11 protein-coding genes are annotated in these 12,682 nt (G+C 70.3%); 9 read left to right on the plus strand and 2 right to left on the minus strand.

Features of this window, described 5'->3' with window-relative positions; all coding sequences use genetic code 11:
• Position 1 precedes the first annotated feature (1 nt).
• The 5 genes from otsB (at position 2) to ilvC (ending at position 6,354) form a co-directional block, all read left to right on the plus strand.
• Positions 2 to 817, plus strand: coding sequence for a trehalose-phosphatase (gene otsB / locus AC1RTC_RS10805; RefSeq protein WP_493155536.1), 816 nt, complete (start codon positions 2 to 4; stop codon positions 815 to 817).
• A gap of 442 nt (positions 818 to 1,259) precedes the next feature.
• Positions 1,260 to 2,957, plus strand: a complete 1,698-nt coding sequence (ilvD, locus tag AC1RTC_RS10810; protein ID WP_493155537.1) for a dihydroxy-acid dehydratase — start codon at positions 1,260 to 1,262, stop codon at positions 2,955 to 2,957.
• A gap of 17 nt (positions 2,958 to 2,974) precedes the next feature.
• Complete coding sequence (locus AC1RTC_RS10815) at positions 2,975 to 4,759, plus strand: acetolactate synthase large subunit (RefSeq protein WP_493155538.1); 1,785 nt, start codon at positions 2,975 to 2,977, stop codon at positions 4,757 to 4,759.
• 3 nt (positions 4,760 to 4,762) lie between these two features.
• Positions 4,763 to 5,269 (plus strand): acetolactate synthase small subunit, encoded by a 507-nt coding sequence (gene ilvN, locus AC1RTC_RS10820; RefSeq protein ID WP_493155539.1) that lies wholly within the window; start codon positions 4,763 to 4,765, stop codon positions 5,267 to 5,269.
• A gap of 59 nt (positions 5,270 to 5,328) precedes the next feature.
• Positions 5,329 to 6,354 (plus strand): ketol-acid reductoisomerase, encoded by a 1,026-nt coding sequence (ilvC, locus tag AC1RTC_RS10825; RefSeq protein ID WP_493155540.1) that lies wholly within the window; start codon positions 5,329 to 5,331, stop codon positions 6,352 to 6,354.
• A 227-nt stretch (positions 6,355 to 6,581) separates the two neighbouring features.
• On the opposite strand, the gene AC1RTC_RS10830 is transcribed toward ilvC, so the two are convergent.
• Together AC1RTC_RS10830 and AC1RTC_RS10835 are read right to left on the minus strand one after the other, a co-directional pair.
• Positions 6,582 to 7,910, minus strand: a complete 1,329-nt coding sequence (locus AC1RTC_RS10830) for an FtsX-like permease family protein (protein ID WP_493155541.1) — start codon at positions 7,908 to 7,910, stop codon at positions 6,582 to 6,584.
• Positions 7,907 to 8,638, minus strand: coding sequence for an ABC transporter ATP-binding protein (locus AC1RTC_RS10835; protein WP_493155542.1), 732 nt, complete (start codon positions 8,636 to 8,638; stop codon positions 7,907 to 7,909). Before AC1RTC_RS10835 ends, AC1RTC_RS10830 begins: the two co-directional genes overlap by 4 nt.
• A gap of 346 nt (positions 8,639 to 8,984) precedes the next feature.
• On the opposite strand from AC1RTC_RS10835, the gene AC1RTC_RS10840 reads away from it, so the two are divergent.
• From AC1RTC_RS10840 to gap, 4 genes are all read left to right on the plus strand, one after another.
• Positions 8,985 to 9,830, plus strand: coding sequence for an SDR family oxidoreductase (locus AC1RTC_RS10840; RefSeq protein ID WP_493155543.1), 846 nt, complete (start codon positions 8,985 to 8,987; stop codon positions 9,828 to 9,830).
• A 40-nt stretch (positions 9,831 to 9,870) separates the two neighbouring features.
• Positions 9,871 to 10,527: a Pr6Pr family membrane protein gene (locus tag AC1RTC_RS10845; protein ID WP_493155544.1), complete on the plus strand. Its 657-nt coding sequence runs from the start codon at positions 9,871 to 9,873 to the stop codon at positions 10,525 to 10,527.
• A gap of 11 nt (positions 10,528 to 10,538) precedes the next feature.
• Positions 10,539 to 11,486 carry a GlxA family transcriptional regulator gene (locus AC1RTC_RS10850; protein WP_493155545.1) on the plus strand — a complete coding sequence of 316 codons (948 nt, stop codon included), beginning with the start codon at positions 10,539 to 10,541 and terminating at the stop codon, positions 11,484 to 11,486.
• A 64-nt stretch (positions 11,487 to 11,550) separates the two neighbouring features.
• Positions 11,551 to 12,546 (plus strand): type I glyceraldehyde-3-phosphate dehydrogenase, encoded by a 996-nt coding sequence (gene gap, locus AC1RTC_RS10855; protein ID WP_493155546.1) that lies wholly within the window; start codon positions 11,551 to 11,553, stop codon positions 12,544 to 12,546.
• Positions 12,547 to 12,682 lie beyond the last annotated feature (136 nt).

The following is a 12,682-nucleotide window of genomic DNA, read 5'->3' on the forward strand; positions in this document are numbered from 1 at the left end:
CATGGTCGACGTCGACACCGCCCCACCCTGGTCCAAGCTTCCCGAACCGCTGATCGGCGCCCTGCGCGAGCTCGCACGCGCGAAGCGCCTGCTCATCGCGCTCGACTTCGACGGCACGCTGGCGCCCGAGGTCGACGACCCGGAGATGGCGCGAGCACTGCCCGAGTCGCGTGCCGCCGTGCTCAGACTGCTCGGGATGCCCAACACCCGCGTCGCGCTGGTCTCGGGCCGCGCGCTGCGCAGCCTGGAGGCCGTCGCCGACCTTCCCGACACCGCCCTGCTCGTGGGCTCGCACGGGATCGAGATCCGCCTCGACAACCCGGAGGACAGCGTCTCGCTCGACACCGCGGAGTTGAAGCAGGTCGACATGCTCAACACAGTCCTCGGCGAGGTCGCGGACGCGGTCGACCAGGTCTGGCTGGAGCCGAAGCCGGCCGGCTTCGCCCTGCACACCCGCCTCGCGACGGAGTTCAACAGCCGCATCGCTCACCTCGTGGCGCGCAGCGAGGCCTCGGCGGAGGTGTCGGGCCTGACGATCCGCGAGGGCAAGAACGTGCTGGAGTTCTCGGTGCGCTCGACGACCAAGGGCGAGGCGGTCGAGCACCTGCGCCGCTACACCCAGGCCGACGCCGTCTTCTACGCCGGCGACGACGTCACGGACGAGGACGCCTTCGCCGCCCTCACCGCCGACGACTTCGGACTCAAGAGCGGCGAGGGGCCCACTCTCGCGAACTTCCGCGTGCCCGGCCCCACCCAGGTCGCGCGCGTGATCGCCCTCCTCGCCGACCTCCGCGAAGGGGACGTGCACGAGCAGTAGGCCGAGCCGCTCGCCGCTCGCCGCTCGCCCCTCGCCGCGAGCCCCTCGCCCCTCGCCGCGAGCCCCTCGCCGCGAGCCCCTCGCCCCTCGCCGAGCGAGCTTGCGTCCTCGCGCTCCGCTTCCGCCCCGCCTCGCCGCACCCCGATTGCCGTTGCGGAGGACGGCGCGCCGTCTCCCGCGCGCCGAGCCGGACGTTTTCGGCGCGCCGTCCTCCGGAACGCCTGGGTGGGCGGCGCGCCGTCCTCCGGAACGCCCGGGCGGGCGGCGCGCCGTCCTCCGGAACGCCCGGGCGGGCGGCGCGCCGTCCTCCGGAACGCCTGGGCGGGCTGCGCGGAGATGGCGGGCCGAACGGGGACCGGGCGCCGGGAAGCTCGGCGGCGCGAGGGCCTGCCCAGGCGCACCGCGGCACGGGGCATCCGGCCGCAGGTTCTACACTCGTAACATGCCGGAAATGCCTGATCTGAAGCCGCGCTCGCGCACGGTCACCGATGGAATCGAAGCCACTACGTCGCGCGGGATGCTCCGCGCCGTCGGCATGGGCGACGCGGACTGGGACAAGCCCCAGATCGGCATTGCGAGCTCGTGGAACGAGATCACCCCGTGCAACTTGAGCCTCGACCGTCTCGCGCAGGCGGCGAAGGAGGGCGTGCACGGCGGCGGCGGATATCCGCTGCAGTTCGGCACCGTCTCCGTCTCCGACGGCATCAGCATGGGCCACGAGGGCATGCACTTCTCGCTGGTCAGCCGTGAGGTCATCGCCGACTCCGTCGAGGTCGTCATGCAGGCCGAGCGCCTCGACGGCTCCGTGCTCCTCGCGGGCTGCGACAAGTCGATCCCCGGCATGCTCATGGCCGCGGCCCGCCTCGACCTCGCGAGCGTCTTCCTCTACGCCGGCTCCATCGCCCCCGGCTGGGTGAAGCTCAGTGACGGCACCGAGAAGGACATCACCATCATCGACTCCTTCGAGGCGGTCGGCGCGGTCAAGGCCGGCAAGATGACCCTCGAGGACGCCAAGCGCATCGAGTGCGCGTTCGCCCCCGGCGAGGGTGCCTGCGGCGGCATGTACACCGCCAACACCATGGCGTCCGTCGCCGAGGCGCTCGGAATGAGCCTGCCCGGCTCCGCGAGCCCCGCCGCCGCGGACCGCCGCCGCGACTACTACGCCCACCGCTCCGGCGAGGCCGTCGTCGAGATGCTCCGCCTCGGGCTCACGGCACGCGACATCCTCACCAAGAAGGCGTTCGAGAACGCGATCGCCGTCGGCATGGCGCTCGGCGGCTCCACGAACATCGTGCTCCACCTCCTCGCCATCGCGCACGAGGCGGAGGTCGAGCTCACCCTCGACGACTTCAACCGCATCGGCGACACGATTCCGCACATCGGCGACCTCAAGCCGTTCGGCAAGTACGTCATGAACGACGTCGACCGCCACGGCGGCATCCCCGTGCTCATGAAGGCGCTGCTCGACGCGGGCCTCCTGCACGGCGACGTGATGACCGTCACCGGCAAGACCATGGCCGAGAACCTCGCCGAGCTGAACCCCGACCCGCTCGACGGCGAGGTGCTCCGCACGCTGGAGAACCCCATCCATGCGACCGGCGGCCTGACCATCCTCAAGGGCTCGATGGCCCCCGAGGGCGCTGTCGTGAAGTCCGCCGGGTTCGACGCCAACGTCTTCGAGGGCCCGGCCAGGGTCTTCGAGCGCGAGCGGGCAGCGCTCGACGCGCTGACCGAGGGCACCATCGAGGCCGGCAGCGTCGTCGTCATCCGCTACGAAGGCCCGAAGGGCGGCCCCGGGATGCGCGAGATGCTCGCGATCACGGCCGCCATCAAGGGCGCTGGCCTCGGAAAAGATGTACTACTCTTGACGGACGGCAGGTTCTCAGGCGGCACAACCGGACTGTGCATCGGCCATATAGCTCCCGAAGCAGTGGACGCAGGTCCTATTGCCTTCGTGCGCGATGGTGATCTAATATGGGTCGATATCGCAGCTCGCTCGCTCGACCTACTTGTCGAGCCGGCTGAGCTCGAAGCTCGCCGAAACGGCTGGGCTCCCCTTCCTCCGCGCTACACCCGTGGCGTCCTCGCGAAGTACTCGAAGCTGGTTCATTCGGCTGCTGTCGGCGCGGTCACGGGCTAACAACCAAAGGATTCACTATGTCCACGGATACCACTCCGCGGCCGAAGAGCTCCGCCCCCGAGGTGCTGACGGGATCGGGCGCGATTCTGCGCTCCCTCGAGCACCTCGGCATCACGGACGTCTTCGGCCTCCCCGGTGGCGCCATCATGCCGTTCTACGACGAGCTCATGGCCTCCACCGCCATCCGCCACATCCTCGTGCGCCACGAGCAGGGCGCCGGCCACGCCGCCGAGGGGTACGCCTCCTCGACCGGCAAGATCGGCGTCGCCATCGCGACGAGCGGCCCCGGCGCGACCAACCTCGTGACCGCTATCGCTGACGCCTACATGGACTCGGTGCCGCTGCTCGCGATCACCGGCCAGGTGTTCTCCACCTCGATGGGCACCGACGCGTTCCAGGAGATCGACATCGTCGGCATCACCATGCCGATCACGAAGCACTCCTTCCTCGTGACGAAGCCGGAGGACGTGCCCGCCGCGCTCGCCGCCGCCTACCAGATCGCGACGACCGGCCGCCCCGGCCCGGTGCTCGTCGACATCACGAAGGACGCCCAGCAGAACTCGGCCCCGTTCATCTGGCCGCCGAAGGTCGACCTCCCCGGCTACCGCCCGGTGATCAAGGCCCACGGCAAGCAGGTTGTCGCCGCCGCGCAGCTCCTGGTCGAGGCCGAGCGCCCCGTGTTCTACGTGGGCGGCGGCGTCATCCGTGCCGGTGCCTCGGACGAGCTACTCGAGCTCGCCGAGCGCGTCGGCGCCCCCATCGTCACCACGCTCATGGCCCGTGGCGCGTTCCCCGACTCCAACAAGCTCCACCTCGGGATGCCCGGAATGCACGGCGCCGTCCCCGCAGTGCTCGCGCTGCAGGAGTCGGACCTCATCATCTCGCTGGGCGCCCGCTTCGACGACCGCGTGACCGGCAAGCCGAGCGAGTTCGCCCCGCTGGCCAAGATCGTGCACGTCGACATCGACCCGGCCGAGATCGGCAAGATCCGCGCCGCCGATGTGCCCATCGTGGGAGATGCGAAGGACGTGATCGTCGACCTCAGCGCGGCGTTCGCCGATGCATCCAAGGCCCACAAGCCTGATTACTCGGCCTGGTGGACCCGACTGGACACGCTCAAGTCGCAGTACCCGCTGGGCTACACGATGCCCGACGACGGGCTGCTCTCGCCGCAGCAGATCATCCAGCGCATCGGCGAGCTCACGGGGCCGGAGGCGGTCTACGCCGCGGGCGTCGGGCAGCACCAGATGTGGGCGGCGCAGTTCATCAAGTACGAGCGCCCCAACTCGTGGCTCAACTCTGGCGGCGCCGGCACCATGGGCTACGGGGTTCCCGCGGCCATGGGCGCGAAGGTCGCCAACCCCGACCGCGTGGTGTGGGCGATCGACGGCGACGGCTGCTTCCAGATGACCAACCAGGAGCTCGCGACCTGCACGATCAACAACATCCCGATCAAGGTCGCGATCATCAACAACTCCTCCCTGGGCATGGTGCGCCAGTGGCAGACGCTGTTCTACGACGGGCGCCACTCGTTCACCGACCTCAACACCGGCCACGGCACGGCCATGGTCCCGGACTTCGTGAAGCTCGCTGAGGCCTACGGCTGCCTCGGCATCCGCGTGACGAAGCCCGAGGAGGTGGATGCCGCGATCAAGCTCGCCCTCGAGACCAACGACCGGCCCGTGGTGATCGACTTCATCGTCTCGCGCGACGCGATGGTGTGGCCGATGGTGCCGCAGGGCGTCGGCAACTCGCAGGTGCAGTACGCGCGCGACCACGCGCCCGAGTGGGAAGAGGAGTAGATCATGAGCCACGTACTGTCCCTCCTCGTCGAGGACAAGCCCGGACTCCTGACCCGCGTCGCCGGACTCTTCGCGCGCCGCGGATTCAACATCGAGAGCCTCGCCGTCGGTGCCAGTGAGATCGAGGGCCTCAGCCGCATCACCGTCGTGGTCGACGTGGAGGAGCTCCCGCTCGAGCAGGTGACCAAGCAGCTCAACAAGCTGATCAACGTCATCAAGATCGTGGAGCTCGACCCCGCGACCTCCGTCGCCCGCGAGCACATGCTCATCAAGGTGCGGGTCGACAATGCGACGCGGTCGCAGGTGCTCGAGGCGGTCACCCTCTTCAGGGCGAGGGTCGTGGATGTCGCGACCGACGCCCTCGTGATCGAGATCACGGGCGACTCGAGCAAGATCGAGGCGTTCCTGCGCATCCTCGAGCCCTACGGCATCAAGGAGATCGCGCAGAGCGGCCTCCTCGCGATCGGCCGCGGCGGCAAGAGCATCACCGAGCGAGTTTTCAAGAACTGACCAGCTGGTTGAGTAGCGCGCCAGCGCGTATCGAAACCCAAATAACAAGGAGAAACACCATGACCGATGTCTTTCACGATGAAGACGCCGACCTCTCGATCATCCAGGGCAAGAAGGTCGCCGTCATCGGCTACGGCTCGCAGGGCCACGCCCACGCGCTGAACCTGCGCGACTCCGGCGTCGAGGTGAAGATCGGCCTCAAGCCCGACTCGAAGAGCGTGCAGAAGGCGACCGAGGCCGGCTTCGAGGTGCTCAGCGCCGCCGAGGCCGCCAAGTGGGGCGATGTCGTCGTCATCCTCGCGCCCGACCAGCACCAGCGCGGACTGTTCGCCGCCGACATCAAGGACAACCTGGAGCCCGGCAACGCGATCCTGTTCGGCCACGGCTTCAACATCCGCTTCGGCTACATCCAGGCGCCCGAGGGCGTCGACGTCATCATGGTCGCGCCGAAGGGCCCCGGCCACACCGTGCGCCGCGAGTACGAGGCCGGCCGCGGCGTCCCCGTGATCGCCGCCGTCGAGCAGGACGCGTCCGGTTCGGCGTGGGACCTCACCTGGAGCTACGCGAAGGCGATCGGCGGCCTGCGCGCCGGCGGCATCAAGACCACCTTCACCGAGGAGACCGAGACCGACCTGTTCGGCGAGCAGGCCGTGCTCTGCGGCGGCACCTCGCAGCTGGTCATGTACGGCTTCGAGACGCTCATCGAGGCCGGCTACCAGCCCGAGATCGCCTACTTCGAGGTGCTGCACGAGCTCAAGCTCATCGTCGACCTCATGTGGGAGGGCGGCATCGCCAAGCAGCGCTGGTCGGTCTCCGACACCGCTGAGTACGGCGACTATGTCTCCGGCCCGCGCGTCATCGACCCGTCGGTCAAGGAGAACATGAAGGCCGTCCTCGCGGACATCCAGTCCGGCGCGTTCGCCGAGCGCTTCATCGCGGACCAGGACGCGGGCGCCCCCGAGTTCCTCGCCCTCCGCGAGAAGGGTGCCGCGCACCCGATCGAGGCCACCGGCAAGAAGCTGCGCTCGCTCTTCGCGTGGAAGCAGCAGGACGCCGACTACGTCGACGGCTCCGCGGCTCGCTAGCGCTCTCGGCACCGCGGCTCACGAGAGTCTCACGAACGGCCCCGGTCCTCGGACCGGGGCCGTTTTGTGTCCCGGCGGCGTCCCGCGTCCCGGCGGCGTCCCGCGTTCACGCCCATGCGGAGGTTTCGGCACGATGCGGCCCCGACGGCACGCGCATGGTGTCGAAAGGTCCGCATGGGCTCGGGATGCCGCGGCGGGGGCGGCGGGCGCCCCCGGGACGCCGCGCCTCAGGCCGCAGCGGCGAGCCGGGCCGTGAGCACCGGGCGGGTGAGGCGGAGGGCTGCCCAGACCAGTCCGATGCCCGCGACGATGCTGAGGGTGATCGTCAGCAGCGAGAGTGGGGCGACGACCAGCGAGTACCCGGCGAGGGGCAGCACCACGAGCGCGGCGATGGCGGCGGAGCCCACCGCCACCACGATCAGCGGCCACAGGACGGCGCGCTCGCGTGCGGCATCCATCACCCGTCTGGGCATGCCGAGGTAGCCGAGGTTGACGTAGAGGCTGCCGCGGTCGAAGACGTCCGCGGCCTGGTTGACGCCGGCCGAGCACGCGACCATGAGGAACGAGATGACCAGGGTGATCGTCAGCCCGGTGCCGATGTCGGAGATGAGCGCGCGGTCGGACGCGGTCGAGCCCTCGCTGCCGGAGACGGCGCCGAGCACCGCCACCCCGGTGCCCGCGAAGACCGCCATGAAGCTCGTCATCGACACCCCCGAGACCTGTCGCCACGCGGCCTGCGGCGACTCCAGCACCGTGCGCGCGGCGAGCAGGTGAGCAGCCGTGCGGGCGCGCCGCACCTGCCGGCGGGCCATGAGCCGCAGCACGAACGGGCCGACCAGGTTGAGCACGGCGAGGGTGCCGCCGAAGAGGCAGCCCAGCACGATCGCGATCACCGTGATGCCCACGTTGACCTGCACGATGTTGGTGAGCGCGAGCGCCAGCGCGATGACGGCGGCACCGATGGCCACGCGCACCCAGCGCAGCCGGGGCGCATTCTGCCGCGTGCGCACCCCGAGGGGCGAGATCACGACCTGCCGCAGTCCGATGAGGGCGCTGACCGCGGCCACCACGGCGACGCCCGCGACGGCCGCCGCGATCGCCCACGGCGCGAGAATCAGGGCCGGGATGCCGAGCGCCTCCGCCCGGAACGGAATCAGTGCGACCGCCGGGACCAGGGCGAAGTACCCGGCCACGCCGACGACGGCGCCGGCCAAAGCCAGGGCCGTGGACTCCAGCACGGTCAGCCGGGCGACCGCCGCGGGGGTGGCGCCGAGGAGGCGGAGGGTGGAGAGCCGGTCGTCGCGGCGCCGGGCCGAGAGGCGGGCCGCCGAGCCGCCGAGCGTGAGCAGCGGCACGACAAGGAGGGCCAGCGCTACCGCGGAGAGCAACTGGTACACACCGGCAGTCTCGTCGTGCCACGACCAGAACGCCTGGGCGCCGCCGGCCACGACGAGCAGCAGCGCGGTCACGACCGCGAAGGCGACTATCGGCAGGACGACGGCGGCGCGGCTGCCGGTGCCGGCCCGGGCGAGCAGCCACGCGACGCGCAGCGTCATGAGCGGGCCTCCGTGTAGGTGATGCCCGGGTGCTCCGGGATGCTGCGGGTCTGCTGCACGATGCGCCCGTCGCGCATGCGCAGCAGTCGGGAGCAGCGGGCGGCGACGGTCTCGTCGTGGGTCACCAGCACCAGCGAGCGGCCCTGGCCGGTGGTCGCGCCGAGCAGGGCCGTCATCACCTCGTCGGAGGTGTGCGAGTCGAGCGCGCCCGTCGGTTCGTCGGCGAAGACGACCTCGGCGTCCGCGACCTGAGCGCGGGCGATGGCCACGCGCTGCGCCTGGCCTCCCGAGAGCTGGCCGATGCGGCGGTCCTCGAGCCCCTCGAGCCCGAGCGCGGCGAGCTTGTGGCGTGCCCGCTGCTCGCTCTGCGGGCGGCTGACCCCGTCGATCATGAGGGCGAGCGCCACATTCTCGAGCGCGGTCAGCTCCGGGATGAGCAGCCCCTGCTGGAACACGAACCCGAAGCTCTCCCGCCTCAGCTGCGAGCGGCGGGCCTCGTTCATCTGGTCGACGCGCTGCCACGCTCCGTGGTCGTTCCACGCGACCTCGCCCGTGTCAGGGGTGAGGATCCCGGCGAGCAGGTGCAGCAGGGTGGTCTTGCCCGAGCCCGAGGGGCCCATGAGGGCGAGCGACTCCCCGGCCTCGATCTCCAGGCTCACCCCGTCGAGGGCGACGGTCGAGCCGTAGGACTTACGGATGTCGCGTGCGCTGAGAATTGACGATGCCATACCGTCCATCCTCACGAGCAGCACCTGCCGCCACATCGGGCAGGCGGAGGACTCGGCGTCATCCGCTGGGCTGACGCGCCCGGCGGGTTGAGTAGGCGCTCCAGCGCCGTATCGAAACCCGGTGGGTTGAGTAGGCGCTCCAGCGCCGTATCGAAACCCGGTGGGTTGAGTAGGCGCTCCAGCGCCGTATCGAAACCACTCAGTCGAACAACCGGTTTCGATACGCGCGCCAGAGCGCACTACTCAACCCACGGGTTTCGATACGCGCGCCAGAGCGCGCTACTCAACCCACGGGTTTCGATACGCGCGCCAGAGCGCGCTACTCAACCCGCCTAGGCTCAGACGCATGACCCAGCGCTCAGTCCTCGTCACCGGTGCGTCCACCGGTATCGGCCGTGCCACCGCGGAACTCCTGCACGAGCGCGGCTTCCGCGTCTTCGCGGGGGTGCGCAAGCAGGAGGATGCCGAGAGCCTCCGGGCAGCGGGCATCCTGCCGCTCATTCTGGACGTCACCGACGAGAAGCACATCGCCGCGGCCGCCCGCGCGATCGCCGACGACGGCGGCGGACTGTACGGGCTCGTCAACAACGCCGGCATCGCCTCGGCGGCGCCGCTCGAGTTCGTGCCCGTCGACGATCTGAGGCACCAGCTGGAGGTCAACGTGGTCGGGCAGGTCGCGGTGACGCAGGCCGTGCTGCCGCTGCTGCGCGCGGCGAAGGGCCGCATCGTGAACATCACGTCGATCGGCGGGCTCATCGCCGGGCAGATGCTCGGGCCGTACAACGCCTCCAAGTTCGCGCTCGAGGCCGTCACCCACGTGCTGCGCCAGGAGCTCGCGCCCTGGGGCATCGAGGTGGTAGCGATCGAGCCGGGCGTGATCGCGACGCCGATCTGGAGCACCTCCGCCGCGTCGGCGGACAGGATGCTCGCCCCCAGGCTCGCGGAGGTCACCGCCCTCTACGGCGCCCAGATCGAGGCCGCCCAGAAGATGGCCGCGAACGGGACCAAGCACGGGATTCCGCCGCTCGAGGTCGCGAAAGCCGTCGAGAAGGCACTGACCGCGAGACGGCCGAAGACCCGCTACCCGGTCGGCACGGACGCGAAGATCGGCGCGGCCCTGCTCGCGCGGCTGCCCGACCGCACGCGCGACCGGCTGCTCGGCGGGCGGCGCCAGAAGCGCGCCGAAGAGTAGGCGCGCCAATCTGAGGGCGTTTCGGCAACGAACAACCTCCATGAGAAATCGCCGTATCGTCGCAGTGCTGCGACTCGTCGCGGGTGTCGCCCTCCTCGCGACCATCACCATCCAGGTCACCGACCGCGTGGTGAACAACGCCTTCGACCCGTGGGAGTACTTCAGCTACTTCACCATCGAGTCGAGCCTGATCAACATCGCGGTCTTCTTCGTGGGCGGGGTCATGGCGCTGCGTCTCGCTACCGACACCCGGTTCTTCACGACGGTGCGCATGGCCACTCTCACCTACGCGGTCGTGACGGCCGGCGTGTACAACCTGCTGCTGCGCAACGTGCCCTACGCGGGCGACTACGTCGGCCTTCAGTGGCCTAACGAGATCATCCACGTCTGGGTCCCGCTGTTCATCCTGCTCGACTGGCTGTTCTCGCCGGGCCGCCCGGCGCTGCCCTGGTCGTCGCTGCGGCTGGTGGTCGTGTTCCCGGTGGCGTGGCTGCTGTACACGCTCATGCGCGGCGCGGCGAGCGGCGGGCGGATCTACCCGTACCCCTTCCTCGACCCCGCGACCGCCGGGTGGGGGAGCGTGGTCGGCTACATCGTCGGCCTCACGGCGTTCCTGCTCGCGATCGGCGCCCTGGCCGTGGCCTACGGGCGCACGCGTGGCAGAATGCTGTCGAGACGGGGCATTAGCGCCACGTAGCGGGAGGACCAGTGGCAGCGCACCGGGTGGCCGTGCTCGTGCTGGAAGGCGCGAAACCGCTGGACGTCGGCATCCCGGCGCAGGTCTTCACCCATCGGCCGAGCATGCCGTACGAGGTGCGAGTCTGCGGCGCGGCCGCCGGGCTGGTGCGCGGCGGCGACGGCCTCGCGTACAGCGTTGCCGAGGGTCTTGAGGCGCTCGAGTGGGCCCAGACGGTGTTCGTCCCCGGCTACCGGGAGCCCGCGCGCGAAGACCCGCCGGTCGAGGTGGTGGATGCCCTGCGCGCCGCCCACGCCCGCGGCACCCGTCTCGCCGCCATCTCCACAGGCGCCTTCGCGCTCGCCGCCACCGGGCTCCTCGACGGCAAGCGCGCCACCACGCACTGGCACTACACGCACATCCTGCAGGCGAAGCACCCGCGCATCAGGGTCGACGAGAACGTGCTGTTCGTCGACGAGGGCGACGTGCTCACGTCCGCCGGCGCCGCGTCCGGCGTCGACCTGTGCCTGCACCTCGTCCGTCGCGACCACGGGGTCGGGCTGTCTAACCAGGTCGCGCGGCGGCTCGTCGCGGCGCCGTACCGCAGCGGCGGGCAGGCCCAGTTCGTGCCGCGGTCGGTGCCGGAGCCCCTGGGCGACTTCTTCGCCGCGACCCGGCACTGGGCGCTCGAGAGGCTCGACGGCCCGCTCACCGTCGCCGACCTCGCGGACAACGCCCGCGTCTCCACCCGCACGTTCTCGCGCCGCTTCGTGGAGGACACGGGCTACACGCCGATGCAGTGGATCCTCCGCGCGCGCATCGACCTCGCTCGCGAGCTGCTCGAGCGCACCGACCTGGGAGTGGAGCAGATCGCCGACCGGGTGGGGCTCGGCACGGGCGCGAACCTCCGGATGCACTTCCAGCGCGTGCTCGGAACGTCGCCGAGCGAGTATCGGCACACCTTCGCCCAAGATGGCTAGAAACTTGCGATAGCTGTCTTTACGGCCACTCCCGCCGTGAGCCGGGACGAGCGACCGTAGAGGCATGACAAACATTGCTATCAACGGGTTCGGCCGCATCGGCCGCAACGTCCTCCGCGCCCTCCTCGAGCGCGACTCCGAGCTCGAGGTCGTCGCGATCAACGACCTGACCGCTCCCGAGACCCTCGCGCACCTGCTGCGGTACGACAGCTCCCTCGGCCGCTTCCCCGGCACGGTGGAGGTCGAGGGCGATGCCCTGGTGGTCGACGGCCGCCGCATCCGGGTGCTCGCCGTGCGCGAGCCCGCCAACCTCCCGTGGGCCCAGCTCGGGGTCGAGCTCGTGGTCGAGTCGACGGGTCGCTTCACCGACGCCGCCGCGGCGCGGGCCCACCTCGAGGCCGGCGCGAAGCGGGTGCTCATCAGCGCTCCCGCGACCGGGGCCGACGTCACCATCGCCTACGGCGTGAACACCCGGGCCTACGACCCTGCCCTCCACACCATCGTGTCGAACGCGTCGTGCACCACCAACGCGCTCGCGCCCCTCGCGGCCGTGCTCGACGACCTGGCCGGAATCGAGCACGGGTTCATGACGACGGTCCACGCCTACACGCAGGAGCAGAACCTGCAGGACGGCCCGCACCGCGACCTCCGCCGCGCCCGTGCCGCCGGCGTCAACATCGTGCCGACCACGACCGGTGCGGCCAAGGCCATCGGCCTCGTGCTGCCGCAGCTGGAGGGCAAGCTCTCCGGCGACTCGATCCGCGTTCCGGTGCCGGTCGGCTCGATCGTCGAGCTCAACACGGTGGTGTCGCGGGATGTCACGCGCGAGCAGGTCCTCGAGGCGTACCGTGCGGCAGCCGCGGGCGGGCTGAAGGGCATCCTCGAGTACACGGAGGAGCCGATCGTCTCGAGCGACATCACGGGCCGCCCGGCCTCCGCGATCTTCGACGCGAGCCTCACCCGCGTGGACGGCCGTCACATCAAGGTCGTCGCCTGGTACGACAACGAGTGGGGCTTCTCGAACCGCGTCGTCGACAGCCTGACGCTGCTCGCCGGTTGAGCTCGGGTTTTCGATACGGCCGCGGGTTGAGTAGCGCGCTCTGGCGCGCGTATCGAAACCGGGTTGCTCGACCGTGAGGTTTCGATACGGCCGCGGGTTGAGTAGCGCGCTCTGGCGCGCGTATCGAAACCGGGTT

The organism is Rhodoglobus sp. GW821-FHT12B09 (assembly GCF_058809925.1).

Coding starts and splice junctions, on each gene's coding strand:
- otsB (WP_493155536.1), top strand. CDS start 2: ATGGTCGACGTCGACACCGCCCCACCCTGGTCCAAGCTTCCCGAACCG.
- ilvD (WP_493155537.1), top strand. CDS start 1,260: ATGCCGGAAATGCCTGATCTGAAGCCGCGCTCGCGCACGGTCACCGAT.
- AC1RTC_RS10815 (WP_493155538.1), top strand. CDS start 2,975: ATGTCCACGGATACCACTCCGCGGCCGAAGAGCTCCGCCCCCGAGGTG.
- ilvN (WP_493155539.1), top strand. CDS start 4,763: ATGAGCCACGTACTGTCCCTCCTCGTCGAGGACAAGCCCGGACTCCTG.
- ilvC (WP_493155540.1), top strand. CDS start 5,329: ATGACCGATGTCTTTCACGATGAAGACGCCGACCTCTCGATCATCCAG.
- AC1RTC_RS10830 (WP_493155541.1), bottom strand. CDS start 7,910: ATGACGCTGCGCGTCGCGTGGCTGCTCGCCCGGGCCGGCACCGGCAGC.
- AC1RTC_RS10835 (WP_493155542.1), bottom strand. CDS start 8,638: ATGGCATCGTCAATTCTCAGCGCACGCGACATCCGTAAGTCCTACGGC.
- AC1RTC_RS10840 (WP_493155543.1), top strand. CDS start 8,985: ATGACCCAGCGCTCAGTCCTCGTCACCGGTGCGTCCACCGGTATCGGC.
- AC1RTC_RS10845 (WP_493155544.1), top strand. CDS start 9,871: ATGAGAAATCGCCGTATCGTCGCAGTGCTGCGACTCGTCGCGGGTGTC.
- gap (WP_493155546.1), top strand. CDS start 11,551: ATGACAAACATTGCTATCAACGGGTTCGGCCGCATCGGCCGCAACGTC.